Source organism: Brevibacterium epidermidis NBRC 14811 (assembly GCF_001570805.1).
Classification (GTDB): domain Bacteria; phylum Actinomycetota; class Actinomycetes; order Actinomycetales; family Brevibacteriaceae; genus Brevibacterium; species Brevibacterium epidermidis.
Genome location: NZ_BCSJ01000011.1, coordinates 14,504 through 40,176 on the forward strand (window position 1 = coordinate 14,504; position 25,673 = coordinate 40,176).

Sequence of the window (25,673 nt, forward strand, 5' to 3'; positions counted from 1 at the left end):
CGCGTGCAATCGCACACCGATTAAGTGGTAGCGTCTGAACATCGACATCTCAGCAGATCCGCCGTCAACGCGGGTCTGCTGATCTCACCTGGGAGGAATGTATCGTGCTCAACGAACTGCTGGCGGCCGAGGGCCTCACGGATGAGTCAGACGTCGAACACATCCATCTGCTCGTCGGGGACTGGCAGCTGCTGGCCGATCTCTCCTTCGCCGACCTCGTGCTGTGGGTGCCGTCGCTCAGCGGTGCCTATACGGTGCTGGCGCATGCCCGATCGACGACCGGGGCAACGCTGTTCAATCGGGACCTGATCGGAGCCCGCGCGACCGGCCTGGAGAAGGAGCTGCTCGACCAGGCCAGCAGCACCCGCAGCTATGTCACCCACGTCGCCGCGGCCAAGGAGATGGGGATCAGCGCCGGATCCTCCGATGTCGACATCCTCGCCGAGGCGGTGCCGATCATCCGTCGTGGTGAAGCCATCGCGCTCGTCGCCCGATACTCGGAAGAGGTCCGCCGCAGAGGCTCGTCCCGATTGGAGAAGTACTACCGGGAAACGGCGATGGCCCTGATGCAGATGATCGTGCAGGGAACATTCCCCGACCGCGATGCCCCGTCCGGGGCCCGCCACGGCGAACCCCGGGTCGGAGACGGCATCTTCATCCTCGACCGCGATTCGCACGTGCAGTACGCTTCCCCGAATGCCGTATCGCTGATGCATCGGCTCGGGTTCGGCGGAGAGATCGAAGGCAGCTACCTCTCCGAGGTGGTGTCGAGTCTCAGTGCGGAGCTGCGTCAGGTCGACGAGACACTCCCGCTCGTGCTCACCGGTCGCGCCCCATGGCGGACCGAACTCGAAGTCGGACGCACGAGTGTGTCCCTGCGTGCGATTCCGCTGACGGACGAAGGGGAGCGGATCGGAGCGATCGTCCTCGCCCGTGACGTCTCCGAGATCCGCCGCCGCAAACGAGAGCTGCTCTCCCGCGACGCGATGATCAAAGAGATGCACCACAGGGTGAAGAACAACCTGCAGACAGTGTCCGCACTGCTGCGTCTGCAGACCCGCCGCATCGACAGCCCCGACGCCAAGAGCGCGCTGACCGAGGCGATGCGACGCGTGTCGATCATTGCCGTGGTCCATGACGTGCTCAGCCAAGGCGTCGAATCAGAAGTCGACTTCGACGAAGTCGTCGACAAAGGGCTGCGTCTGACACCCGAGCTCACCAGTCCTCTGGTGCACATCGAACTCAAACGGCAGGGGAGCTTCGGCACCATCTCCTCAGCCGATGCCACTTCCTTGGCCCTGGCCATCACGGAGCTGATCACGAACGCGATCGAACACGGATTCCCCACGGAGAACCTCGAGAACCTGGAGCCAGGGGAGACACTCAACGGCCATGTGTGGGTGACTCCGGAGCGCAACGGCGACCGACTGACCGTGACGATCGCCGATGACGGCATCGGGATGGGGGAGACACAGAATCCGGGCAACGGTCTGGGCACGCAGATCGTACGTACCCTGGTCTCGGCCGACCTGGCCGGTTCGATCCAGTGGCAGGCGCGGGAAGGCGGCGGAACCGTAGCCATCCTCGACGTGCCGCTGCGCCCGGACTCCTACGACTGAGCCGCGCACGATTGAGTGTGCCCGACTTCGGCCGACACCGAGCCGGGCACACGACTAGGCAAACGACTGAGTCCCTTGTTCCGAAGACGATCATTCGCCGTCGGGACAAGGGACTCAGTCGTATTGCTCGATGATTCAGATATAGCTGCGGCAGTTCAGGGGACTGCCTCCCCGTTTGTCAGCTGTTCAGCCGGCGCGGCGAGCGCGAGCTGCACGACGCTTGAGAGCGCGGCGCTCGTCCTCACTCAGACCGCCCCAGACTCCCGCATCCTGACCGGATTCGAGGGCCCACTGAAGGCAGGTCTCTGCGACTTCACAACGGCGACAGACAGTCTTTGCTTCCTCAATCTGGAGCAGCGCGGGTCCGGTGTTGCCGATCGGGAAGAAGAGCTCCGGATCCTCATTGAGGCATGCTGCACGGTGTCGCCAATCCATGGTGACCTTTCGACGAATTCAGTGAACGCGGTTGATCACGCCCGAATTCCGGGCGTGCAACTCTCACAGTCAAGGTTCACATAACGCAATTGGGCGCACAAGGGTCCAGCAGTGTGAAATTTCTGACAAGAATTTTCCCCATTGTCCTGCTACAGGGGCGATCGTGCAAATCGGTCCGCTATTCGTCTTTTCGGGTCTGATCGGGCGTCTCCGCCTAGACTGTCAGGCACATGCAGACAGCAGGTGAATGCACACGGACATCTCGTGAACCAATGGAGGACTCATGACCAACGATCTCGCCCAACCCCGCATCGTCTCCGTCGGCGGCCACACACCGCAGATCGATCCGGGGGCGTTCGTCGCAGCCGGTGCCACCCTCGTCGGTGACGTCCATGTGAAGAAGGGCGCGAGCGTCTTCTACGGCTGTGTTCTGCGCGCCGAGGCAGCCCCGATCACGATCGGTGAGGACTCGAACGTGCAGGACAACACCGTCATGCACACCGACGCCGGCAAACCCGTCGTCATCGGCGCCCGAGTCTCAATCGGCCACCAGGCGCTCGTCCATGGTGCCGTCGTCGACGACGATGTGCTCATCGGCATGCACTCGACAGTGCTCAACGATGCCCATATCGGCAGCGAATCACTCATCGCCGCAGGCGCCGTCGTCCTCGAAGACACGGAGATCCCCGCCCGGTCCCTGGTCGCCGGTGTCCCCGCGAAGGTGCGCAGGGAGATGACCGACGAAGGAGTGGAGAAGGTCCGGCAGAACGCACAGTCCTATGTGCACCTGTCGACCCTGCACAAGGACACCGCCGAGGTGGTCGACCCGAGCTGATCGGACAGAGCTGATCAGACCGGCGCCGAACTGATCCCGAAGATGTCTTTGCTGATCCCGAGGGTGTCGTTCGCAAGCAACGTGGGGATTTGAGACAATCACAGTGTGAACACTGAATTTGAATCCACTGCAGATCGCGTCGTCATCATCGGCGGCGGCCCCGGCGGCTACGAAGCTGCGCTCGTCGCGGCTCAGCTCGGTGCCGATGTCATGCTCATCGAGCAGAATCGGTGTGGTGGTTCCGCCGTGCTCACCGATGTCGTGCCGTCGAAGTCGCTCATCGCCACCGCTGAGATGATGGATGAGATCGAGCGCTCCGGCGGGCTCGGTATCCGGATCGAGGACGCCGCGGACACCGAAGCCGATACGCGCCGAGTCACCGCCGACCTTGAAGCGGTCAACAAGCGTATCCTCTCGCTCGCCGACGCTCAGGCCAACGACATCTACGAAGGCCTCATCCGCGCCGGCGTGAAAGCTATCCAGGGCAAGGCGACCCTGGCCGGACGCGACCAGGTCCACGTCGTCGAAGCCGGCGGCACCGAATACACACTCGAGGCCTCGACGATCCTCCTCTCCGTCGGTGCCCATCCGCGCGAGCTGCCGACTGCGCAGCCCGACGGTGAGCGCATCCTCACCTGGACCCAGCTCTACGACCTCGACGAACTGCCCGAACACCTCATCGTCGTCGGCTCCGGTGTCACCGGTGCCGAGTTCGCTTCGGCCTACCGCGCCCTGGGCACCGAGGTGACCCTCGTATCCTCGCGTGAGAAGGTCCTGCCCGGTCAGGACGAGGACGCAGCCGATGTGCTCGAATTCGTCTTCCGCAACAAGGGCATGAACGTCCTCTCCCGCTCCCGCGCCGCCTCGGTGACCCGCACCGACGACGGGGTCGAAGTGGTGCTCGCAGACGGCCGCAAGGTGAACGGATCCCACTGCCTCATGGCCGTAGGTTCGATTCCTAACACCGAAGGCCTCGGCCTGGAGACGGCCGGTGTGCGGGTCAGCGAATCCGGACACATCGCCGTCGACGGGGTCTCGCGGACCTCACGCGCCGGAATCTATGCAGCCGGTGACTGCACCGGCGTGCTGCCGCTGGCCTCCGTGGCAGCGATGCAGGGCCGAATCGCCATGAACCACGCACTCGGCGACGCCGTGCAGCCGCTCAAGCTGCGCAACGTCGCATCGAACGTGTTCACCGCACCCGAGATCGCGACCGTCGGCTTCACCCAGCAGAACTACCGCGAGAACCCGACGGACATCGACACCGTGATGCTGCCGCTGGACACGAACCCGCGCGCCAAGATGCTCGGCATCGAGGACGGCTTCGTCAAGATCTTCGCCCGCCGCGGATCCGGCTCCATCCTCGGCGGCGTCGTCGTCGGCCCCCGCGCCAGCGAGCTCATCCTGCCGATCACCATGGCCGTGGAGAACCGGCTCACGGTCGATCAGCTCTCCGCCTCCTTCGTCGTCTACCCCTCGGTGAGCGGTTCGCTGACCGAAGCGGCACGGAAGCTCCACCGCCACCTCTGATCTCGGCGATTCTGCAACCGCAGAAAGTTTTTCTCCGCAGCTGTCGATCTCGTCACTCCTCGACCGTCATCATGGTGTCAGGCCGCCCGGCATGACATGAGGAACGACGAAGGAGAACGACATGAAGTACGCACTTCTGCTCATGGGACGCACACAGGATCCTGACTGCGGTGAGGACGGCGGCGCGGATCCAACCGAGTTCATGGCATTCGACAAGGAGATCAACGAGGCGGGAGTCGTCGTCGGCGGCTTCGCCCTCGAAGGGCCCGAACTCGGGGTCCGGGTCAGTGGATCCGGAGGCGAATCGCTGGTCACCTCGGGCCCGTTCGCCGAATCGAACGAGTTCGTCGGCGGCAGCTACGTCATCGAGGTCGCCGACATCGACGAGGCGATCGCCTGGGCGAAGAAGAGCCCCGCAGCGAAAGCCGGACACATCGAGATCCGTCCGGTGGCCGACTACTGATGGAGCCCGATCCGGACGCGACCGCCCGGGTCCTCAGCGCCATCGGCGAGGAGGACTTCGGGCGGCTGCTCGCGTCTTTGGTCACCCGGTACCGTGACTTCGACCTCGCCGAGGAGGCCCTCCACGACGCCGTCCTCCGCGCGGTTGAGACCTGGCCGAGTCGCGGAGTGCCCGAACGGCCCCAGGCGTGGCTGATGGCCACGGCGAAGAACCGCGCCATCGATCTCATCCGCGCCGACGAAGTGCGCACCCGGCACCTCGCGCGGCTGCGCATCGAGGATGAGCTGCGACCGGGTGACCACGATGACCATGCGGTGCGCCTCGGCGAGGAGATGGACGGAGCGGATATACCCGACGAACGCCTCGGGCTGTTCTTCACCTGTTCGCATCCGACCTTGCGCGAGGATGAGCGCATCGTGCTCATCCTGCGCTTCCTCTCGGGACTGACCACCGCCGAGGTGGCTGCCGGCTTCCTCGTCGAGACCGCAACGATGCAGCAGCGGATCGTCCGCGCCAAGCAGCGGATCCTCAAGACCGGGATACCCTTTGGTCGTCCCGCACCCGATGAAATCAGCGATCGGCTGCCCGGAGTGCTGCGCGTCCTGTACCTCATCTTCACCCAGGGCATCAATGCCACTTCAGGTCCCGCGCATACTCGAGTCGACTTGCAGCGCGAAGCCATCCGTCTGACCCGACTTCTCGTCGGATACCTGCCAGGGCAGACCGAAGCCCGTGGTCTGCTGGCTCTGCTCCTGCTCACGCGAGCACGAGAGAGCACTCGGGTGGCTCAGGACGGCCGGCCGGTGCCGCTGGCCGACCAGGACCGCAGCAAGTGGGACTCTTTCCTCATCGCCGAAGGCACGGCGCTCGTTGACACGGCCGCAGGGGAGCCGGGAGCCGGTGCCTTCACCATTCAAGCGGCGATCGCAGCACTCCATGCTGATGCCGCGAGATTCGCCGACACGGACTGGAAGCAGATCCTCGTGCTCTACCGGATGCTCTCCGACCTTGACCCGTCTCCGGTCGTCGCCCTCAACACCGCGATCGCCCTGGGAAAGGTCTCAGGACCCGAAGCGGCCATGAGCGCCCTGGACAAACTGGCCGACGACCCGCAGCTGCTGCGGCACAGGCCCTTCCACATCGCCAGAGCCATCACACTGGACGAACTCGGCCGCACTTCCGAAGCCGAGGACGCCTATGCCGCCGGGCTGGATTGCCCCGGCAACGACGCCGAATCCGAATTCATCACTGCCCGGATCACCGATCTTCAGCGGTGACCCGGGCAGGGACTTCTCCGTTTGGGACTGCCGCGTTCGGCGCGAAGCGAACGCAGGGAGGCGCTCCTCAGGCGGCGAAGCGGATGATCGCCTCACCGGACTTCACGGAGGCACCTGCGTCGACGAGCACCTCGGAGACGGTGCCGGAGTGACCGGCCTTGAGAGGCTGTTCCATCTTCATCGCTTCGATGACGGCAAGGGTGTCGCCGGCTTCGACGGTGTCACCGGGATTGACGGAGACGGAGACGATGGTGCCCTGCATGGGAGCGTTGAGGGCATTCGAATCGTCAGCGATCTTCGCGCCTTTGCGGCTGCTCAGTCCGCGCTTGCGCCGCGGCACGCTGGGGCTGGGAACATGACCGAGGTCGGCGATGACGTCCTTTGGTACCGAAACGGTCATTCGGCGGCCATCGACCTCGACCACAACACTGAAGCTGTCGGTTGCAGTACTCATCTGTTCTCCTAATTGTGGATCGGCCAGCGGATTGACGAAAGCGGTTTCGAGCCAGTTGGTCCAGACCTTGAATTCTGTGGCGAACGCCGGCTCATCGACGAGCACTCGGTGCAGCGGCAGCAGCGTCGAGACCCCCTCGATGCGGTACTCGGACAGAGCGCGGCGGGCTCGGGCCAGGGCCTCATCACGAGTGGCACCGGTGACGACGAGTTTGGCCAGCATCGGGTCGAAGTCCGTGCCGACGACGCTGCCTTCCCCGATTCCCGAGTCAAGACGCACTCCGGGACCTGAAGGCGCACGGTAGTTCTTCACCGCGCCGGTGGCGGGGAAGAACGTCGTGGGATCCTCGGCGTTGATGCGGAACTGGAAGGAGTGTCCGCGTACGGCGGGGAACTCATCGGGAAGCGTCTCACCCGAAGCGATGCGAACCTGCCAGCCGACGAGGTCGACTCCGGTGATCTCCTCGGTGACGGTGTGCTCGACCTGGATGCGCGCATTGGCCTCCATGAAGATGATGGTGCCGTCCTCGCCGAGGAGGAACTCACAGGTCGCAGCGCCGACGTAGCCGACATGGGCGAGCAGGCGGGCCGAGGCTTCGGAGACGATGCGCTCCTGCTCGGCGCTGAGGAACGGGGCAGGTGCTTCTTCGACGATCTTCTGGTTGCGACGCTGCAGAGTGCAGTCACGCGTGGACACGATCCGCACATTTCCATGGGAATCGGCCAAGCACTGAGTCTCGATGTGACGGGGGCGCACGATCTGCTTCTCGATGAGGCACTCACCGCGACCGAAGGCACTCTGCGCCTCCCGGGTGGCCGCGGAATATGCGGCTTCGAGGTCCTCGGCTGCAGCGCAGGCACGGAAACCGCGTCCGCCTCCGCCGTGGACGGCCTTGACGACGACGGGGAACCCGATCCGTTCGGCCACCTCTGCGGCTTCGGCCAAATCGGCCACCGCTCCGTCGGAACCGGGTGCGACCGGAGCATCGACGGCCTCGGCGACGGCACGGGCTCCGGACTTGTCACCGAGGAGCTCGATCGCTGCCGGGGGAGGACCGACCCAGATCAGCCCTGCATCGATGACGGCCTGCGCGAACTGCGCATTCTCGGCCATATAACCGTAGCCGGGGTGGATGGCATCAGCGCCGGAGCGCTTTGCCAAGGCGAGGATCTTGTCGATGTCGAGATAGGTCTCTCCGGCTCCGGAACCGTCCAGCAGCCACGCGTCGTCGGCGAGTTCGACGAAGTCGGCATCTGAATCGGCGCGGGTGTACACGGCGACGGCCTTGATGCCGAGGTCGTGTGCGGCCCGAATGATGCGCAGAGCGATCTCACCGCGGTTGGCGATGAGGACCCGGCGGACGGCCCCGGTCGGAACAGTGGTGCTCAGTTCCGAGGTCGTTGAGTCGGAGAGAACTGTGGTCATGGTGCTCCTTTGTATGATCACAGAACAATTTAGAGAACAGCACCAAGCGTTTGTAGGACAGCGATAAAAAATTGCGACGAGAACTTCAATGTCCTCGGGCGTGTCACTGGAACAGGGTCGAGTCTACCGCTGGAGAGTCCACAGATCGGGCCACAACAGGCCCATGTCGGTGACCAATTCGCGCACGACGGGCAGGCTGAGTCCGAGAACGGTGAGATGGTCGCCGTCGAGCCGGTCGACGAAGGCCCCACCGTACCCGTCGATCGTCAGCGCTCCGGCCACGTGGAACGGCTCTTCGGTGGCGATGTACGCTTCGAGCTCCTCTGGAGTGGGTGTGCCGATGAGCACCGAGGTGGCCGACCGTTTCGACCGCAGCGCACTGAGTTCGAAGATCGCCGAGGCGGTCCGATCGTTTTCGTCGACGATAACGCTGCCGTCGTCGGCTCCCGACCGGTCGGCGGGGCCGTTCGTCTGCGGGGTCCGCGAGAGCACGGCGACCGTATGACCCGAATGCAGCTGCGTCCATTGACCAGCGATCGCCGACCAGACTTCACGAGTGCGTTCTGCCGTTCCCGGTTTCCCGATGGCCCGCCCGTCGAACTCGAGCAGAGAGTCCCCGGCGATGACGACGACGGTGTCCGCACCGTGCAGAGCCGGGGGAGTGGTGGCAATGATCCGATCGGTGACGGCACGTGCCTTCGCCTCCGACAGGGCTGTGGTCAGCTCACCGACGGAACCGGTGAACTCATCCTCGATGGCGCGCTCGTCGACCTCGGAGACGATGATGACCGGGTCGATCCCGCCGTCTCGCAGGATCTGTCGACGCGATGGAGACTGGGACGCGAGGACCACGGGGATCACGAGACGGCCTCCGAGCGATTCGGAACGGGTTCGTCAGTGCCGTCCTGCGTCTCCGGTGCTTCTTCTGCGTCTACAGCATCTTCGGCAGACGGGGCTTCCGCTCCGGGAATGAGGTCGTGACGGCGAGCGGATTCGCCCTTCTCCGGGATATCGAGGCTGCGGTCGACGACGACCGGAGCTTCGATGCGTTCGGCGATCGCGGACAGCAGAGTCGAGGACAGCTGTGCATAGCCGAGTTCGCTGGGGAACCGTCCGGAGTCATTGAGCAGAGACCAGCGTGTCGTACCGCTGAGAGATCCAGTCGACCGCAGCGGAACCGCACGTGCGGCCAGCGCGGCCAGCCACTGGGAGCCGGCGAGGACACGGGAGGTCCGACGCAGGGACGTCTTGAGCGGATCGCGCAGCCCCGGCAGACCGCCGAGATTGGGGCAGACGAGGACGAACACAGTGTAGCGACCCTCGCGCTGCAGCCGGTTGATGGCCTGGTTGAGTACGGGAACGCCGATGGTCGCCTGGATCGGGTGGATGATGTCGCCGGTGCCGATCGAGATGATCGCAAACCGGCGGTCCTCGCTCCATTGGTCCGAAAGCTGACGGGAGAGCCAAGGTGAACGCAGGACCTCATCGACCTGCCGATGCAGATCATCTGACAGCGCCGAGGGACGGGCCGTGGTCTGGACCCGGACGGTGGTGCCGAGCATCCGCGCCAATCCGCGGCCGATGAGAGTCGGCGGCGCCTGCTCGGGATCGACGTCTACCCCGCACAACCAGGAATCGCCGATGATGGCCAGGGCGGCGGAGTCGTCATCGTCGTTGTCACGCGGGGCGGCGATCGCCTCGGTGAATGTGGAGTAGCGACGATTCTTGTCGTCGTCGAAGGAACGGCGCAGCGATCCGGCCTGGTGGCGGAGCAGCCCGGCCGCCGAGGCGCCGGCGCCGACGACTGTCGCGCCCATGGTCGCCAGCGTATAGATCAAGCGTCTTCCCACTGAATTCCCTCCTCCGGCGTCATCATTGCACCTTTGTCAGTGCATCAACAACTATTGTTGGGGCATGAGCGAAAACGATCAGCAGCAACCTCAGAACCGATTCCGAGGGGCCTGGGAGGCGTTCCGGCGCGGACGCGGATCCTCTCAACAAACCGAGCCCGAACCCGAAGTGACCCCGTCGCAGGCGGTCAGTCCTGAGGAGATCGCACTCAGCCGAATCGAAGCCGAGGCCAAACCATATGTGGCTCCTGGCCTCAAACTCGCTGCCGCGTGGTCGTGGCGGTCGATCGTCGTCCTCGTGGCGATCGGTGTGGCTCTGTGGCTCCTGTCGAAGATCTCCAGCGTCGTGCTGCCCGTGCTCATCGCTCTGCTGCTGGCCGCACTGCTCGCTCCGCTGACCGGATGGCTGAACAAGAAGGGCATTCCTCGCGGAGGGGCCGCAGCGATCGCTTTCATCGGATTCATCGTCGTCGTCCTCGGACTCTTCGGCCTCGTCGGCCAGCAGATCTATTCCGGGATGCCCGACCTCGTCAAACAGGTCATCGCCGGTGTGTCCGGGATCAGCGGATGGTTGGCCTCGAGTCCCTTCGGAATCGATGCCTCGACGATCTCGAGCTATATGAACGAAGCCATCGATACCGCGACGAACTTCTTCCAGAACAACAGCAGCCAGCTCCTCGGTGGCGCCCTGCAGGCCACCTCCTCGGTGGGGACCTTCCTCACCGGCATGGCTGTCTGCCTGTTCACGACGTTCTTCTTCCTCTATGACGGACAGAACATCTTCAAGTGGGTGATGAACCTGCTGCCGGTCCCGGCCCGCCCCGTCGCCACGGGTGCCGCTTTGAAAGGGTGGACGACCCTCGTGCAGTACGTGCGGGTCCAGATCCTCGTCGCCGCCGTCGACGCGATCGGCATCGGCATCGGTGCCGCGTTCCTCGGAATCCCGCTGGTCATCCCCATGACAGTGCTGGTGTTCCTCACTTCGTTCGTCCCCGTCGTCGGTGCGATCGCCTCCGGCGCGGTCGCCGTGCTCGTGGCATTGGTCTCCAACGGACTGATCAGCGCGGTCATCATGTTGGCCGTGGTCATCGCCGTCCAGCAGATCGAAAGCCAAGTCCTGCAGCCGTTCCTCATGGGCAAGGCCGTGTCCGTCCATCCGCTGGCTGTGATCCTCGCGGTCACCGGCGGCGGATTCCTCTTCGGCATCGTCGGCGCCCTCTTCGCCGTTCCCCTGGTGGCAGTGCTCAACAGCGTCGTCAGTTATATCGTGCGCACGAACGCCGGTGATGCTGAGGACGCGGAGGAGGATCCGCCGCGTGACCCGAATGAGCGCGAAGCCACCGCCGTCCTCGAGACAGCGAAAGAACGGCTCAACGACGCCGTCCACGAGTCCGCAGAAGACGAACGTGCCTCTGGTTCCGAACCGAACGACTCCGGTGAGTCAGACACTTCGGCGGGACCCGAACGCTCGAAGCAGGACCCCGAAGGCTGAGGTTCTGGCCCAACGGTCCGACGGGTCTCGCCTGAGCCGGAGTGAACGGACCAGTGAATAGACAAGTGGGCGGGTGCGAAATCGCACCCGCCCACTTCGGTCTGTACTCGATCAGCCGGTGAAGGCCTCCACGGAGTCGACCTTGACCTCGATTGTCTTGCCGTTCGGAGCCTCGTAGGAGGTCTTGTCTCCGGCCTTGACGCCGAGGACAGCCGCTCCGAGCGGGGACTTCTCCGAGAAGACGTCGATATCGGAGTCTCCGGCGATCTCGCGGTTGCCCAGCAGGAACCGCATGCTGTTGCCGGCGACAGTTGCGTTGACGACGGTTCCCGGGGTGACGGTCTTGCCGTCGCTGTCGCTGGAACCGACCTTGGCATTGCGCAGCAGCACCTCGAGCTGGCGGATGCGTGCTTCCTGCTTGCCCTGCTCGTCACGCGCTGCGTGGTAGCCGCTGTTCTCCTTCAAGTCACCCTCGTCGCGGGCGGCTTCGATCTTCTCAGCAATCTCTGCACGACCCGGTCCGGAGAGATGCTCGAGTTCCTTCGACAGGCGGTCAAAGGCCTCCTGGGTCAACCATGTTTCTTCCTGGGTGACTTCCTCGGTCATGACTTCTCCTTCTTCGGTCGGTGCACTGACAGGCGTGTCAGGCAACGAAAAAACCGGGCGTATGGGCACGCCCGGAAGTTGAATGAAACTATAGTGTAACGCATCAGCGGAGAAAAACGATGAGTTCCATCACGTTCCCGGCCGTGAGCCGGAGGTTCGTGACCGCAACGCGCGTCCTCGTGCGAGAACTATTCGAACCAGCAGGATTCCACGTGACCTGAGGCGGCCAGCTGCGTCGTGGCCAGGTCGACGTCGACGCGCTTCGGCGAGTTCGGGTCGGCGTTCGGATCGGCAGGAACGGTGACCTCGGTGAAGCCGACTACCGCTTCGTGCTCATTCGTGGCCTGGATGATGCAGTGCACGTCGCGTTTCTGATCAGGAAATATTCCGACGCTGACGTGCGTTGAAGAATCGTCGACAACCGAATAGTCAAGAGTGCGCGGCGTCGTGGGATTCGTCTGCGGGCGGAAGGCCCAGACTGCGATGACAGCGACGACTGCGGCGAGGACGATGACGGCGATGATCTTCGCTCTACGGCTCAGCTCACGCTTGGGTCTGCGGGTCCGGCCGTAGCGATCTTCATTCAGTGGTGGTGCCACTGTTACCTCAGTCATTGAATTCCTCTTTAAGTACTTCGCGCACTAATCTAGAGTAGTCGATCCTCTGCCGGCGATCATGTCAGCCGCAGCGCCGGCAGCGGGTGGCCACCAGGCTGAATCGAAAGGGACATTTAGGATATGACTTCGCTTCCGTACCATGGGCTGCGCCTCTTGGCCGTCCATGCCCACCCCGACGACGAATCCTCGAAGGGTGCGGCAACGAGCGCGAAGTACGCTTCTCTGGGTGCGCGGGTGCTCATCGCCACCATGACCGGTGGTGAGGCCGGAGACATCCTCAACCCTGCTCTGCTCCAGAGCCCGAAGGCCAGCCGGGACATCGCCGGTCTCCGCCGTGAGGAGATGGCCACCGCTGCCGCAGCTCTCGGCGCCGAGCATGTCTGGGTCGGCCACGTCGATTCGGGTCTGCCCGACGGCGATTTCGACAACCAGACTCCTCCCGGCTGCTTCTATCGGGTCCCTGACGAGGTGGCGATGCTGCCTCTCGTCCACATCATCCGCACCTTCCGCCCGCAGGTGGTGACCACCTATGACGAACTCGGCGGATATCCTCACCCCGATCACATCAAGAACCATGCCGTGACCATGGCCGCCGTCGAGGCTGCCGCTGATGCGAACTCCCACCCCGAGCTCGGCGAACCGTGGCAGGTGCAGAAGATCTACTTCAACCAGGATCTGTCGGCGAAGAAGTGGATCACCATCCACGAGAAGATGCTCGAAGCGGGACTCGAGTCCCCGTTCGCCGACCATCTCGAGGACTTCAAGAAGCGAGATAACCAGCGCCACAACTGGCTGAGCACCCGCATCGCCTGCTCCGAGTTCTTCTCCGCTCGCGATCGTGCGCTTCTCTCCCACGCCACTCAGATCGACCCCGAGGGCGGGTTCTTCTCCGCTTCCCGCAAGGCCGCTCGCACGTATTGGCCGACCGAAGAGTTTGAACTCGCACTCGACCTCACCGGCCGTGAGCAGCTCAACCGGGATCTCGACTTCCAGGAGACCGATCTGTTCGCTGCCGTGACCTTCGATGACGGTCGTCGTGTTTCCGAAGAGGGGATGCTCCCGGAATCACCGGCAGCAGACGACCTCGACGCTGATTCCTCCGTCCCGACCGAAAGCGACACCCGCGCATGATCCTCGCGTCCACTCCAGCTCCGACTCCGAGCGGAGGCCCGGACCCGGATCTGGTGACACCCGGAACCATCGGCTTCCTGGCGACCCTCGCAATCGTCGTCCTGACGATCTTCCTCATCCGCGACGCCCTGCGCCGTGTCCGTCGGGTGCGGGCACGCTCGGGTGCCAGCGACGCCTATCCGATCCCGCTGCGCAAACATGTGGTGCCCAACCAGTCGAAGCTCTCCGGTCCGGAAGCGCCCGAACCGGAGACCGTTGACAGCGAATCCGACGAGGCCGACAGCAGAACCGACGAAGCGGGCGAAGAAACCGGGGTTGACGATGAAGATCGCCGAGGCGGCTCGACGGAGGAGCCGACCGATTCCTCCGAATCGTCCGACGACCGCTCCTGAACTTCTGAACCGGAGGACGCTGGGCCTCTGAGCTCAATGACAACGGCGCGATCACCGATGGGTGATCGCGCCGTTTCCGTGTTCGCAGATCCTGCCGATGGACGGACTTCCCGGGTCGAGCCGAGCGCAGTCAGTGGGCCCTCGCCACGCGACCGACTGGGTCAGTAGGCCGCGACTGCGGCGACGATGAGTGCGGCGAGGTGGCAGCCGTAGCCGAGGATCGTGAGGATATGGAAGATCTCATGGAAGCCGAGCCACTTCGGCGAAGGGTTCGGTCGTTTGATCCCGTAGATCACGGCGCCGGCGATATAGCACACGCCGCCGAGGACGACGAGGAGGCCGACGGGGAAGTTCGTCGCCCAGATCTGGGGGATGTATCCGACTCCGGCGACTCCGAACCCGATGTAGATGGGGACGAAGAGCCACCTCGGCGCGGTGGTGAAGATCGTACGGAAGGCCACGCCGAGTGCGGCGGCACCCCACAGCACGGACAGCAGGAGGATCGCCTGGTCGGTGCGGAGCATCAGCACGGCCAACGGTGTGTATGTGCCGGCGGTGATGAGGAAGATGTTCGCATGGTCGAGTCGGCGCAGAACCAAACGGACGCGGGTGCGCCAGCGGCCTCGGTGGTAGACGGCGGAGGTGCCGAAGAGCAGCATGCTGGTGACGGCGAAGATCGCGGCGGCGATGCGCGATTCGATCGTCGGAGAGATGATCACCAGCGCCAGGCCGCCGATCATCGCCAGGGGGAACGCCCCGGCGTGGAACCAGCCACGCAGCTTCGGCTTGACCTGTCCCGCCAGCTTCGTCAGCTCGGCCCGCAGTGCCATGCGGCGACGGGCGATGCGATGCTCAGCGGCAGGCGTTGCATCATCGCCACCTGATGAACCGACCGGCCTGGAGCCGTCGGGAACGACTTGAGAGGAATCGGCGAGCGAAGCATTCATGACTCCATAGTAGCGAGCGGGCCCGAGGCCTCATTCAGCAACGTCGGCTAGTAGTCTGTACAGTGTTCGATCCGATCGCTAATCCATATGGAAGAGGACAGCTGTGGCGCGACCCGTGAACCTGCTCTATCGGCTGTACGAGCGACGACTCAAACGTGAGCTCGACAAGTCGGTTCCGGTTCCGCGGCACGTCGGCGTCATCACCGACGGCAACCGTAGGTGGGCGAAGGAATTCGGTGCGACGACCGCCGACGGGCACCGGGCCGGAGCTGCGAAGATCGTCGAATTCCTCGGCTGGTGCCACGAGATCGACGTGGAGATCGTCACCCTCTACGTCCTGTCCAAGGAAAACCTCGCTCGTTCGGCCGAAGAGGTGTCGATCCTCATCGAGATTATCTCCGACTTGGTGGAGAAGATCGCGGCGCTCGACGGCGTCGGTGTCCAGCTTGTCGGTGATCTCGATATCGTTCCTCCCGATCTGCGAGCCCGCCTGGAAGCAGTGACGACGACCGAGGACTGCGGAATGCGGGTCAACGTCGCCGTCGGCTACGGCGGCCGACAGGAGATCGTCAACGCGGTGAAGTCGCTGCTGCGGACTCGGGCAGACGACGGCCAGGATCTGGAGACGATCATCTCGGAGCTGTCTCCCGAGCAGATCGGCGAGCACCTCTACACCAAGGGCCAGCCCGATCCCGACCTGATCATCCGCTCATCGGGAGAGCAGCGTCTCTCCGGCTTCCTCATGTGGCAGAGCGCCTATTCGGAGTTCTACTTCTGCGAAGCATATTGGCCTGACTTCCGTCGCACGGACTTCCTCCGCGCCGTGCGTGACTACGGTCTGCGGCAACGACGCTTCGGCAAATAGGCTCCGTCTGCGGCCAGCGCGGATTCCTGGCCGTCTGACGGTGGAATCCCGCATTCACTCGAAGTTCATGACCTCGACTTGCCCGAGCACGCGTGCCGCTACCGAGTGTGAGCGAGAACCGGGTTAGGTTGACTGTAGTTGGTCGACACCAACCCGAGATCGGGGGATGTCAGAACCGGATCTCGGCGGAACTCACGCCTCAGAGGTCCTCATGGCTGAAAAAGTCCACACCTACGTTCTCGACACTTCGGTGCTGCTGTCGGATCCCGGAGCGCTTCTGCGCTTCGCCGAACACCACGTCGTCATTCCGCTCATCGTCGTCTCCGAGCTCGAGGGCAAACGCAACCATCCCGAACTCGGTTTCACGGCTCGCAAAGCCCTCCACATCCTCGACGACTTCCGTTCCGACTTTGACCGATTGGATCAACCCATTCCGGTTGGTGATGCTGGCGGAACGCTGCGGGTCGAGCTCAATCACATCGACTCCTCCACGATGCCGGTCGGCTTCGACCGGACGGAGAACGATACCCGCATCCTGGCCGTCGCCCGCAACCTCTCGGCCGAAGGCGCTGACGTGGTCGTCGTGACCAAGGACGTGCCGATGCGGGTGAAGGCATCAGCCCTGGGACTCCACGCGGAAGAGTATCTGGCGGAGTTGGCCGTCGACTCCGGGTTCACCGGGATGAGCGAGCTCGGGCTCGACGATGAGCAGATGAGCGAGTTCTACGATTCGGGGTCGATCGTCACCGAGGATGTCTCCGACGAGGTGGTCAACACCGGAGTCGTCATCACCTCACCGCGGGGATCCGGACTGGGCCGGGTACGCACCGGCAATCGAGTCTCGATGGTGCGCGGGGACCGTGACATCTTCGGAGTCCACGGCCGGTCGGCAGAACAGCGGATCGCCATCGACATGCTGCTCGACGACGCTCTGGGGATCGTGTCGATGGGAGGGCGAGCCGGAACGGGGAAGTCCGCGCTGGCCCTCATGGCAGGTCTGCAGAAGGTGCTCGAGGAGAACAAGCACTCGAAGATCATGGTCTTCCGCCCTCTCTATGCAGTGGGTGGGCAGAACCTCGGTTACCTGCCCGGCAGCGAGGGGGAGAAGATGAACCCCTGGGCAGAAGCCGTGTTCGACACCTTGAGCGCCCTGGTGAGCAAGAACGTCATCGACGAGGTGGTCAACAGAGAGATCCTCGAGGTGCTGCCGCTCACGCACATCCGAGGACGGTCCCTCCACGATGCGTTCGTCATCGTCGACGAGGCACAGTCTCTGGAACGCAATGTTCTGCTGACCGTGCTCTCACGGATCGGAATGAATTCGAAGGTGGTGCTCACCCATGATGTCGCTCAGCGGGACAACCTGCGCGTGGGCAGGCACGACGGAGTCGCCGCGGTGATCGAAAAGCTCAAGGGCCACGAACTCTTCGCTCACGTCACGCTGACGCGGTCGGAGAGGTCGGAGATCGCTGCTCTGGTCACTGATGTGCTCGAGGAGTTCGACCCGTTCCGTTCCTGAGCCCCTGCTCTGGTCGCCGACCGCTCACGTTACCGCCGATGTATCGTGTTATGCGGTGAGCGGTCGACGCTGCGGCGAGCGGTCGCCGAAAGTGTGAGTGGGACGACAGAACGAAACGGCGCCCGGACGATTTCGTCCGGGCGCCGGGTTCTGATCAGTCAGATCGGCGGCTTACTTGTAGTTGCCGATCATCGTGGTGACATCGAGGGCCTTGTCGAGGTCGGCCTCGGTGATGGAGCCGTTCTCGACGAAGCCGAGAGCGATCGTCGCTTCCTTGACGGTCATCTTCTCGGCCACAGCGTGCTTGGCGATCTTCGCCGCAGCTTCGTAGCCGATGACCTTGTTCAGCGGAGTGACGATGGAGGGGCTCGCCTCGGCGAGGAAGCGGGCACGCTCCTCATTGGCGGTGAGCCCGTCGATCATCTTCTCGGCCATGACGGTCGAGGCGTTCGCGAGCAGGCGGATCGACTCGAGCAGGTTCGAAGCCATGACCGGGATTCCGACGTTGAGCTCGAAGGCGCCGTTGGTCGACGACAGCGAGACTGCGGCATCGTTGCCGATGACCTGAGCGGCGACCTGAATGGTGGCCTCGCAGATGACCGGGTTGACCTTGCCGGGCATGATCGACGAACCGGGCTGGAGATCGGGGATGGCGATCTCGCCGAGACCGGTGTTCGGTCCCGAACCCATCCAGCGCAGGTCGTTGCAGATCTTCATGTAGCCGTAGGCGATGGTCCGCAGCTGACCGGAGGCTTCGATGAGTCCGTCGCGGTTGGCCTGCGCTTCGAAGTGGTTGCGGGCCTCGGTGATCGGCAGTCCGGTCTCCTCGGCGAGGATCTCGACCACACGGGAGGAGAAGCCGTCGGGGGTGTTGATGCCGGTGCCCACAGCGGTTCCGCCCTGCGGGACCTCTGCCACGCGGGGCAGGGACGCCTCGATGCGCTCGATTCCGTAACGGACCTGTGCGGCGTAGCCGCCGAACTCCTGTCCGAGCGTCACCGGGGTGGCATCCATGAGGTGGGTGCGGCCGGACTTGACGATGGAGGAGAAGTCCTCCGCCTTCTTCTCCAGGGAGGTCGCCAGGGTGTCCATGGCCGGGATGAGGGTGTTGACCAGGGCCTTGGTCACGGCCAGGTGCACCGAGGTGGGGAAGACGTCGTTCGACGACTGCGAGGCGTTGACGTGGTCGTTCGGGTGGACGTTGATTCCGTCGGCTTCGAGGGCCTTGGTCGCCAGCGAGGCCAGGACCTCGTTGGTGTTCATGTTCGACGAGGTTCCCGAGCCGGTCTGGAACACGTCGATGGGGAAGTGGGCGTCGAACTCACCGGAGATGACCTGATCGGCGGCGTTCTGGATGGCTGTGGCACGTGCCTCGTCGAGTACGCCGAGTTCGGCGTTGGCCTTCGCGGCAGCCTTCTTCACCTGTGCCAGTGCGGCGATGTGGGCGGATTCGAGGGTCTTGCCCGAGATCGGGAAGTTCTCGACGGCACGCTGGGTCTGTGCGCTGTAGAGGGCGTCCTTGGGGACTTTGACCTCACCCATGGTGTCGTGTTCGATGCGAAATTCTTCGGTCATTGTTGTCCTTTCCGTTGGGTGCCTGGGAAATGATTGCGGAGCTCAGGCTCGTTGGGAGACTGAACGGCTGTCCACCGAGGTGGCTGGTCGCTCAAGAAGCATAGTTGGAGACCGCGGCCTCGTCGCCTCCGTATTGGGCGACGACCGTGGTGTGCCCGTCGTGGAGTTGGTAGGTGAGCCCGACGATGATGAGTCGGCCGTCGTCGACGGCGGTCTTGATGATCGTGGACAGCTGCATGATCTTGTCGACCGTGTCCATGGTGTTCTGACCGACGGTCGCGTTGATCGTGGTGCGCCCGTTCTTTCGGGCCCGGGCCACTGTCGGCAGGATGCGGGCGACGACGTCGGAGATGAATCCCGGGGGAGTCTCACCCGAGTCGTAGGCGTTGTAGGCGGCGGTCACGGCCCCGCAGCTGTCGTGGCCGAGCACGACGAGCAGGGGAGTGCCGAGCATCTCGACTCCGTATTCGAGCGAGCCCAAGGTTACCGGGTCGACGACCTGTCCGGCATTGCGCACGACGAACATGTCACCGAGGCCGACATCGAAGATCATCTCAGCGGCGACTCGGGAATCCGAGCAGCCGAAGAGAGTGACGAACGGGGTCTGGCTGCCCGACAGTGACTCTCGTCGCGCCGTGTCCTGGTTGGGGTGCTGAGGGACATCGTCGACGAAACGCTGGTTTCCCTCGAGGAGTCGCTTCCACGCCTGATTGGGCATTGCTTTCGCACCTGCTTCCGAGTTGTGTGCATCGCGCCCGGGACCGGGTGCGATTGGAGGTCAGACCAATCCGCGGCGTGCGGCTTCTTCGGCGGCCTCCACGTAGGAGTGGGTCTTCGCGGCCTGGTGCTCGGCGAAGACCTGCCGGACGGTCCCCGACTTCGACCGCATGACCAGCGAGTGTGTGGTGACGTGGCCGCCCTGGAACTTCACTCCGTCGAGCAGGTCGCCGTTCGTGATGCCCGTGGCGACGAAGTAGCTGTTGTCACCGGTGACGAGGTCATCGGTGTTGAGCACCTGATTGATGTCGAGGCCGGCCTTGGCTGCGGCTTCGCGTTCGGTGTCGTCCTGCGGCCACAGACGGCCCTGGATGACTCCGCCGAGAGCCTTGATGGCGCAAGCGGTGATGATGCCCTCCGGTGTGCCGCCGATGCCCATGAGCATGTCGACGCCGGTTCCGGGACGGCAGGCGGCGATGGCTCCGGCGACGTCGCCATCGGTGATGAGCTGGATGCGGGCACCTGCAGCGCGGATCTCATCGATCATCTGCTGGTGGCGGGGACGGTCGAGGATCATCACTGTCACCGAGGCGGGATCCTTCGTTCCCTTCGCCTTGGCCACGCGGCGGATGTTCTCGTCGATCGGCAGACGCAGGTCGACGGCGTCGGCGGCATCGGGGCCGGTGACGAGCTTCTCCATGTAGAACACAGCGGAGGGGTCGTACATCGCACCGTCTTCGGTCACAGCCATGACCGAGATCGCGTTGGGCATGCCCAGTGCGGTCAGCCGGGTGCCGTCGATCGGGTCGACTGCGACATCGCAGTGCGGTCCGCCGCCGTCACCGACCTGCTCGCCGTTGAAGAGCATCGGAGCTTCGTCCTTCTCACCTTCGCCGATGACGACGGTGCCGGCCATGCGGACGGTGGAGATGACATTGCGCATCGCTGCCACGGCTGCTCCGTCGGCTGCGTTCTTGTCGCCGCGGCCGACCCAGGGGGCGGCGGCGATGGCAGCGGCTTCGGTGACTCGAACGAGTTCCAACGCCAAGTTGCGGTCGGGCGCATCCGACTCGACCTGAGCCTTCTGTGACCAAGCGTCGGTCACTGCGACAGGTGGAGCCTCCTCATCAACTCGTCCGCGGTCATGGTGAGATTTCACGTCAACAGGCTCTTTGGAGTCACTCATGCCTCCAATTGTGCCACCCCTGTGATCCGGGTCGCGACAGCGGTGTCCGCTTGTGGCCGCAGTCACGTCCTTGAGTGGGAATTGGCCCTTCGCGCGCGAGCCGAGGACAATGGCGGTGTGAATGTCCGAAATGCTGCTGACGAGACGGGTACTCGAACGGTCGTCGACGAGGCGACGCAGAGTCCCAAGGGAGAGTCCATGGCTGACGAGTCCGGAGTGATGCTCCCGGGGTCCCGCGAAGAGATGCGCTTCCTGCGCAAGAACTCGAACTGGGTCAATATGATCATCGCGATCCTCGCCTGCCTGGCGGTCGCCGTCGGGATCCTGTTCCTCGCCCCGCAACCCGAAGTCGACTCCGAGCGCGTCGTCGACTACCAGGGAATCGCCGAGCAGTCCCAGGGCAATGCCGAGTTCGACCTCATCGTTCCGCAGATCCCGCGCGGATGGACCTCGAATGAGGCCACCCTCGATCGGGTGGGCGACTCCGAATTCACCTCGTGGTACATGTCGTTCATCGGCCCCGATGACCAGTGGGTGAGCATCGAACAGGCGGAAGCAAGCGAGAACTGGGCGAAGCGGAAGACCGATGAGGCAGTTGCCGCAGAGAAGGTGACCGTCGGCGGTGCCGACTTCCAGATCTATCGCACAGAAGAGGCGAAGGAATACTGGGTCACGCACAAGGGCGATATGTATGTCGTCCTGACCGCCACCGCTGCGCCGGATACCGTCAACACCTTCGCCGATCAGGTAGCCGCCCAGCTCAAGTGACTTCGGCCGGTCCGGCTGAGCTTCGGCTGCCCCGGAGCTTACTCGGTGTCTTCCGAGGTCTCCTCGCGAGCCTTGTCGAGGCGCTCCCGTGCCCCATCGAGCCATGACTGGCACCGGTCGGCCAGAGCTTCGCCGCGTTCCCACAGCCGCAGTGATTCTTCCAGCGGCAGATTGCCGGTCTCCAGGCGCTTGACGGTCATGACGAGTTCTTCGCGTGCCTGCTCATAGCTGAGCGTGCTGATATCGGGCTGGTCCTGCTGGGTGGTCGGTTCGGTCATCGGTGTCTCCTTCGCAGAGTGTGTGGAACGTGGTCAGAGTGTGGAGCTGTTGTCATTCGCCGGTCGTCGAGTCGTCCGCCTCCGGAGTGACTTCGGTGATCGCAGCATCGAATCGGCCGTGAGCGACCCGTACGTGGACAGTGTCACCGGCGGTGACCTCGCCGGCATTGCGGACGGCCTGGCCCTCATCGGTCTGCACCACTGCGTAGCCGCGTTCCAACGTCCGCAGGGGAGAGAGGGACCGGGCCTGGGAGCGGAGATGATGGATCTCGTTCTGGGCCTGGATGACCGACGCGTTCGTTGCCTGCAGGCTGCGGCGGCGGATCATCGCCAGTTCGTTCTCGTGCGCGGTGATCATCGTCTGCGGTTCGGCGAGCACCGGCCGTGAACGCACAGCGGTGAGCATCTCCTGCTCGCGGTCGAGGATGCGATTGACGGCAGCCTCGAGTTCGGCGCGGGCACGCAGCAGATTCATGCCTTCTTCGGCGACATCCGGCACGATCCGTTTCGCAGCATCCGTGGGCGTTGACGCCCGCATGTCAGCGACCTCGTCGAGGATGGGCCGGTCAGCTTCGTGCCCGATCGCCGAGACCACTGGAGTCTGGGCTGCAGAGACGGCACGGACGAGCGCTTCGTTGGAGAACGGGAGAAGGTCTTCCATGCTGCCGCCGCCGCGGGCGATGACGATGATATCGATCTGCGGGTCCGCGTCGAGTTCGGCGAGGTTCTTCATCACTCCCGGCACGGCATCCGGGCCTTGGACGGCACAGTTGCGGACTTCGAATTCGGCGGCGGGCCAGCGCAGGTGCACATTGCGCATGACGTCCTTCTGCGCATCAGAGTCTCGTCCGGTGATCAGTCCGATCCGGTTCGGCAGGAACGGCAGGCGCAGCTTCCGGCTGGGATCGAAGAGCCCCTCGGCTCCCAGCTGCTTCTTCAGGCGCTCGAGGCGGGCGAGGAGTTCGCCGAGGCCGACGGCACGGATGTCGTTGGCACGCATCGTCAATCGGCCGGTCTTCGTCCAGAAGTCGGCTTTGAGGTTGGCGACGACATGGCTTCCCTCGGTCAGGGGTGCCCCGGTGCGCTCAAGGACGTTCTTCCAGATCTGGACCGGAAGGGACATCTCGACATCGGTGTCGCGCAGCGTCAGATAGCTGGCCTTGCCGCGATGGTTGAGCTCGACGACCTGCCCTTCGATCCACACGCTCGACATGCGGTCGATATAGGACTTCATCTTCGACGACAGCAGACTCAGCGGCCACGGATTCTCCGCCGTGGTCTCGGCTGCAGTGGCTGCGAGCTCCTTCGGCTCGACGGATTCGCCGAGCGTGCCGGGAGTGCCGGAAATTCTTTGCGCCATTTAAGTCCCCTTCCGAATCCCAAGCCTAACGAACGGCACTGACACAGCCCATTCCTGGCCGCGGTCGTTACCTCCGGCTTAGACTGAACGGGTGACTGTCGTTTCAGTACCTGCCCCGACCATTCCGCGCCGGCGTCTGGCACCTGGCGAGATCCGCACTCCGGTCAATGCTGACAAGAGGGTGCTGCTGGCCGCGCCGCGCGGCTACTGTGCCGGCGTCGACCGAGCCGTCATCGCCGTCGAGCGTGCCCTCGAGCACTACGGCGCACCGATCTATGTCCGCAAGGAGATCGTGCACAATCGACACGTCGTCGAGACCCTGACCGAACGCGGAGCCGTCTTCGTCGCTGACACCGATGAGGTCCCAGAAGGTGCTCGAGTCGTGTTCTCCGCTCATGGAGTCTCACCGGCCGTGCACGCCGAGGCCGCTGAGCGTTCGCTTTCGACGATCGACGCGACCTGTCCGCTGGTGACCAAAGTCCACAAAGAGGCCATCCGATTCGCTCGGGACGGTTTCCACATCCTCCTCGTCGGCCATGCCGGACACGAAGAGGTCGAAGGCACCATGGGAGAGGCACCGGACCACATCACTCTGGTGCAGAATCCTGAAGAGGCTCGCACCGTCGAGGTGCCTGATGCCGAGAAGCTGGTGTGGATCTCCCAGACGACGTTGAGCGTGGACGAGACCATGGAGACCGTCGAGATCCTGCGTGAGCGTTTCCCACATCTGCAGAATCCGCCCACCGACGACATCTGCTACGCCACACAGAATCGGCAGGTCGCAGTGAAGAAGATCGGACCTGAAGCCGATCTCGTCATCGTCGTCGGGTCGGCGAACTCCTCGAACTCCGTCCGCCTCGTTGAGGTCGCCCTCGAGTACGGAGCGAAGACTGCTCACCGGGTCGACTTCGCCCGAGAGGTCGACGAGACGTGGTTCCACGACGTCGCCACCGTAGGGGTCACCTCCGGGGCGAGCGTGCCCGAGAACCTCGTCCAAGACGTGCTGCAGCTGCTGGCCGACTACGGTTTCGACACGGTTGAAGAAGTCGTCACCGCCGAAGAGGACCTCATCTTCTCCTTGCCGAAAGAACTCAGAAAGCTCGGCTGAACAGCTCCGCGGTGGCTGATCACCCTCAGCTCGTCCCTGTTTGGCGATCACGGAGATGAGTCGGTCCGCGATCATCGAAGTCCATGGCCCGCGGCCGACTGAGCTCTTCCGCGCTGATCCCACGAGCACGACTATCGAGTTCGGCCACGGCATCGAGTTCGTCGGCGACGATCCCGGTCGATGGGAACTTCCTGGCCGTGACGAGGAACCGGGATTCCAAGGACGAGACGAACCGGTTGTAGTCCTCGACCGACCGGTCCAAGCTGGCACCCATCCGTGACACATGAGTCACCAGCGTGCCGATGCGTTCGTAGAGTTCCGTGCCCAGCCGCAGCACTTCGGCCGCCGAAGTGGACATATCGGCCTGCCGCCAATTAAGTGCCACGGTCTTCAGCAGCACCAGAAGAGTCGCCGGTGAGGCGAGGACGACGTTCTTGCCCAGGGCATGGTCGATCATCTTCGGGTAGCTCGCCGCAGCGGCTGAGAGCAGCCCGTCGGTCGGAACGAAGCAGACGACGAAGTCCGGGGAGGAGTCGAATGCCTTCCAATACTCCTTCGACGCGAGAGCATCGACATGTCGCAGCAGCGCCCGAGCATGATCGTGTCCATCTGTGCCCGAACCGGGTGCTTCGGTGGAATCCCCCTTCATCCGTGCCGACAGCGGGGTCTTCGCATCGATGACGATCGTGCCTCCGCCGGGCAGATGGACGACCATATCGGGGCGGTGACGCTTGCCGTCGCGGTCCGCACTGACCTGTGTGTCGAAGTCGACGTGGGGGAGGAGACCGGCATATTCGACGATGCGTTTGAGCTGGACTTCGCCCCAGTCTCCGCGGTGGGTCGTCGAGTTCAGTGCGTTGGCCAGGGACCCCGTGGATTCCTGGAGGCGGAGGTTCTGCTGGCTGAGGTGCCCGATCTGGGAATTCAGTCGGGTGATCTGTTCGATCTGCGTACGGTCCTGTGAGTGCAGATTCTCCTGCAGGTTCTTCACGCTCGCGGCCAACGGTCCGATGGCCGCAGTGATCTCACCGGCCATCTGCGCATCGGCCTCGAGATCTTCTGTGCGCTGGGACATGATTCGCGACGTGGTTTCTGCGCGAGTGAGTCTCTCGAGGTAGCGCGACCGTGTGAGGGAACGCCCGAGAAGGAAACCGAGCGCGGCGGCGAGGACGATCGCCACGATGAAGCCGATGATGACTGCGGCAGCGGGGAAAGCATTCATGG

25 protein-coding genes are annotated in these 25,673 nt (G+C 63.9%); 12 read left to right on the forward strand and 13 right to left on the reverse strand.

Annotated elements, in window-relative coordinates; translation table 11 throughout:
• The first annotated feature begins 104 nt into the window (after window positions 1–104).
• Window positions 105–1,619, forward strand: a complete 1,515-nt coding sequence (locus BEP01S_RS07225) for a sensor histidine kinase (protein ID WP_062241846.1) — start codon at window positions 105–107, stop codon at window positions 1,617–1,619.
• A gap of 186 nt (window positions 1,620–1,805) precedes the next feature.
• On the opposite strand, the gene BEP01S_RS07230 is transcribed toward BEP01S_RS07225, so the two are convergent.
• Complete coding sequence (locus tag BEP01S_RS07230; RefSeq protein WP_009374875.1) at window positions 1,806–2,054, reverse strand: WhiB family transcriptional regulator; 249 nt, start codon at window positions 2,052–2,054, stop codon at window positions 1,806–1,808.
• Between the two features lie 283 nt (window positions 2,055–2,337).
• On the opposite strand from BEP01S_RS07230, the gene BEP01S_RS07235 reads away from it, so the two are divergent.
• From BEP01S_RS07235 to BEP01S_RS07250, 4 genes are all read left to right on the forward strand, one after another.
• A complete protein-coding gene (locus BEP01S_RS07235) occupies window positions 2,338–2,889 on the forward strand; it encodes a gamma carbonic anhydrase family protein (RefSeq protein WP_062241848.1) in 552 nt (183 codons plus the stop codon).
• 105 nt (window positions 2,890–2,994) lie between these two features.
• A complete protein-coding gene (locus BEP01S_RS07240; protein WP_062241850.1) occupies window positions 2,995–4,419 on the forward strand; it encodes an NAD(P)H-quinone dehydrogenase in 1,425 nt (474 codons plus the stop codon).
• A gap of 121 nt (window positions 4,420–4,540) precedes the next feature.
• Window positions 4,541–4,882, forward strand: a complete 342-nt coding sequence (locus BEP01S_RS07245) for a YciI family protein (protein WP_039210359.1) — start codon at window positions 4,541–4,543, stop codon at window positions 4,880–4,882.
• Complete coding sequence (locus BEP01S_RS07250) at window positions 4,882–6,159, forward strand: RNA polymerase sigma factor (RefSeq protein ID WP_062241852.1); 1,278 nt, start codon at window positions 4,882–4,884, stop codon at window positions 6,157–6,159. Before BEP01S_RS07245 ends, BEP01S_RS07250 begins: the two co-directional genes overlap by 1 nt.
• A 67-nt stretch (window positions 6,160–6,226) precedes the next feature.
• On the opposite strand, the gene BEP01S_RS07255 is transcribed toward BEP01S_RS07250, so the two are convergent.
• From BEP01S_RS07255 to BEP01S_RS07265, 3 genes are all read right to left on the reverse strand, one after another.
• Entirely contained in the window at window positions 6,227–8,038 is a 1,812-nt protein-coding gene (locus BEP01S_RS07255) for an acetyl/propionyl/methylcrotonyl-CoA carboxylase subunit alpha (RefSeq protein ID WP_039210365.1), read from the reverse strand.
• A gap of 123 nt (window positions 8,039–8,161) precedes the next feature.
• The gene (locus tag BEP01S_RS07260) at window positions 8,162–8,899 is read right to left on the reverse strand and encodes a Maf family protein (protein WP_062241854.1); all 738 of its coding nucleotides are present in this window, start codon (window positions 8,897–8,899) and stop codon (window positions 8,162–8,164) included.
• A complete protein-coding gene (locus BEP01S_RS07265) occupies window positions 8,896–9,888 on the reverse strand; it encodes an SGNH/GDSL hydrolase family protein (RefSeq protein ID WP_244882146.1) in 993 nt (330 codons plus the stop codon). The genes BEP01S_RS07260 and BEP01S_RS07265 overlap by 4 nt, the downstream gene beginning before the upstream one ends.
• Before the next feature lie 64 nt (window positions 9,889–9,952).
• On the opposite strand from BEP01S_RS07265, the gene BEP01S_RS07270 reads away from it, so the two are divergent.
• On the forward strand, window positions 9,953–11,380 hold the full coding sequence (locus tag BEP01S_RS07270; protein WP_062241858.1) for an AI-2E family transporter: 1,428 nt from the start codon (window positions 9,953–9,955) through the stop codon (window positions 11,378–11,380).
• A gap of 111 nt (window positions 11,381–11,491) precedes the next feature.
• Here the strand turns inward: BEP01S_RS07270 and greA are convergent, their stop codons facing one another.
• Window positions 11,492–11,986: a transcription elongation factor GreA gene (gene greA / locus BEP01S_RS07275; RefSeq protein WP_039210372.1), complete on the reverse strand. Its 495-nt coding sequence runs from the start codon at window positions 11,984–11,986 to the stop codon at window positions 11,492–11,494.
• 188 nt (window positions 11,987–12,174) lie between these two features.
• Entirely contained in the window at window positions 12,175–12,600 is a 426-nt protein-coding gene (locus BEP01S_RS07280) for a DUF4307 domain-containing protein (RefSeq protein WP_039210373.1), read from the reverse strand.
• Between the two features lie 123 nt (window positions 12,601–12,723).
• Between BEP01S_RS07280 and mca the strand changes: the two genes are divergently transcribed.
• Together mca and BEP01S_RS17095 are read left to right on the forward strand one after the other, a co-directional pair.
• Window positions 12,724–13,734 carry a mycothiol conjugate amidase Mca gene (mca, locus tag BEP01S_RS07285; RefSeq protein WP_062241860.1) on the forward strand — a complete coding sequence of 337 codons (1,011 nt, stop codon included), beginning with the start codon at window positions 12,724–12,726 and terminating at the stop codon, window positions 13,732–13,734.
• Window positions 13,735–13,787: 53 nt separating this feature from the next.
• Window positions 13,788–14,126, forward strand: a complete 339-nt coding sequence (locus BEP01S_RS17095) for a hypothetical protein (RefSeq protein ID WP_241897232.1) — start codon at window positions 13,788–13,790, stop codon at window positions 14,124–14,126.
• A 161-nt stretch (window positions 14,127–14,287) separates the two neighbouring features.
• On the opposite strand, the gene trhA is transcribed toward BEP01S_RS17095, so the two are convergent.
• Window positions 14,288–15,073 (reverse strand): PAQR family membrane homeostasis protein TrhA, encoded by a 786-nt coding sequence (gene trhA, locus BEP01S_RS07295; RefSeq protein ID WP_083532615.1) that lies wholly within the window; start codon window positions 15,071–15,073, stop codon window positions 14,288–14,290.
• A gap of 103 nt (window positions 15,074–15,176) precedes the next feature.
• Here trhA and BEP01S_RS07300 point away from each other — a divergent pair, with 103 nt between their 5' ends.
• Together BEP01S_RS07300 and phoH2 are read left to right on the forward strand one after the other, a co-directional pair.
• A complete protein-coding gene (locus BEP01S_RS07300; RefSeq protein WP_039210378.1) occupies window positions 15,177–15,938 on the forward strand; it encodes an isoprenyl transferase in 762 nt (253 codons plus the stop codon).
• A gap of 211 nt (window positions 15,939–16,149) precedes the next feature.
• Entirely contained in the window at window positions 16,150–17,457 is a 1,308-nt protein-coding gene (gene phoH2, locus BEP01S_RS07305; RefSeq protein WP_062242288.1) for an RNA 5'-3' helicase PhoH2, read from the forward strand.
• 171 nt (window positions 17,458–17,628) lie between these two features.
• On the opposite strand, the gene BEP01S_RS07310 is transcribed toward phoH2, so the two are convergent.
• From BEP01S_RS07310 to glpX, 3 genes are all read right to left on the reverse strand, one after another.
• Window positions 17,629–19,032 (reverse strand): class II fumarate hydratase, encoded by a 1,404-nt coding sequence (locus BEP01S_RS07310; RefSeq protein ID WP_062241862.1) that lies wholly within the window; start codon window positions 19,030–19,032, stop codon window positions 17,629–17,631.
• Window positions 19,033–19,123: 91 nt separating this feature from the next.
• The gene (locus tag BEP01S_RS07315) at window positions 19,124–19,750 is read right to left on the reverse strand and encodes a carbonic anhydrase (protein ID WP_062241864.1); all 627 of its coding nucleotides are present in this window, start codon (window positions 19,748–19,750) and stop codon (window positions 19,124–19,126) included.
• A gap of 60 nt (window positions 19,751–19,810) precedes the next feature.
• The gene (gene glpX, locus BEP01S_RS07320; RefSeq protein WP_039210383.1) at window positions 19,811–20,935 is read right to left on the reverse strand and encodes a class II fructose-bisphosphatase; all 1,125 of its coding nucleotides are present in this window, start codon (window positions 20,933–20,935) and stop codon (window positions 19,811–19,813) included.
• A 198-nt stretch (window positions 20,936–21,133) separates the two neighbouring features.
• On the opposite strand from glpX, the gene BEP01S_RS07325 reads away from it, so the two are divergent.
• The gene (locus BEP01S_RS07325; protein WP_235355103.1) at window positions 21,134–21,703 is read left to right on the forward strand and encodes a DUF4245 domain-containing protein; all 570 of its coding nucleotides are present in this window, start codon (window positions 21,134–21,136) and stop codon (window positions 21,701–21,703) included.
• A gap of 38 nt (window positions 21,704–21,741) precedes the next feature.
• Here BEP01S_RS07325 and BEP01S_RS07330 read toward each other — a convergent pair whose 3' ends face one another.
• A complete protein-coding gene (locus BEP01S_RS07330) occupies window positions 21,742–21,981 on the reverse strand; it encodes an exodeoxyribonuclease VII small subunit (protein WP_039210387.1) in 240 nt (79 codons plus the stop codon).
• Window positions 21,982–22,033: 52 nt separating this feature from the next.
• Window positions 22,034–23,341: an exodeoxyribonuclease VII large subunit gene (gene xseA, locus BEP01S_RS07335; protein ID WP_083532616.1), complete on the reverse strand. Its 1,308-nt coding sequence runs from the start codon at window positions 23,339–23,341 to the stop codon at window positions 22,034–22,036.
• Between the two features lie 91 nt (window positions 23,342–23,432).
• On the opposite strand from xseA, the gene BEP01S_RS07340 reads away from it, so the two are divergent.
• Window positions 23,433–24,449 carry a 4-hydroxy-3-methylbut-2-enyl diphosphate reductase gene (locus tag BEP01S_RS07340; RefSeq protein ID WP_062241869.1) on the forward strand — a complete coding sequence of 339 codons (1,017 nt, stop codon included), beginning with the start codon at window positions 23,433–23,435 and terminating at the stop codon, window positions 24,447–24,449.
• A 25-nt stretch (window positions 24,450–24,474) separates the two neighbouring features.
• Here the strand turns inward: BEP01S_RS07340 and BEP01S_RS07345 are convergent, their stop codons facing one another.
• A complete protein-coding gene (locus BEP01S_RS07345; RefSeq protein WP_062241871.1) occupies window positions 24,475–25,671 on the reverse strand; it encodes a DNA recombination protein RmuC in 1,197 nt (398 codons plus the stop codon).
• Window positions 25,672–25,673 lie beyond the last annotated feature (2 nt).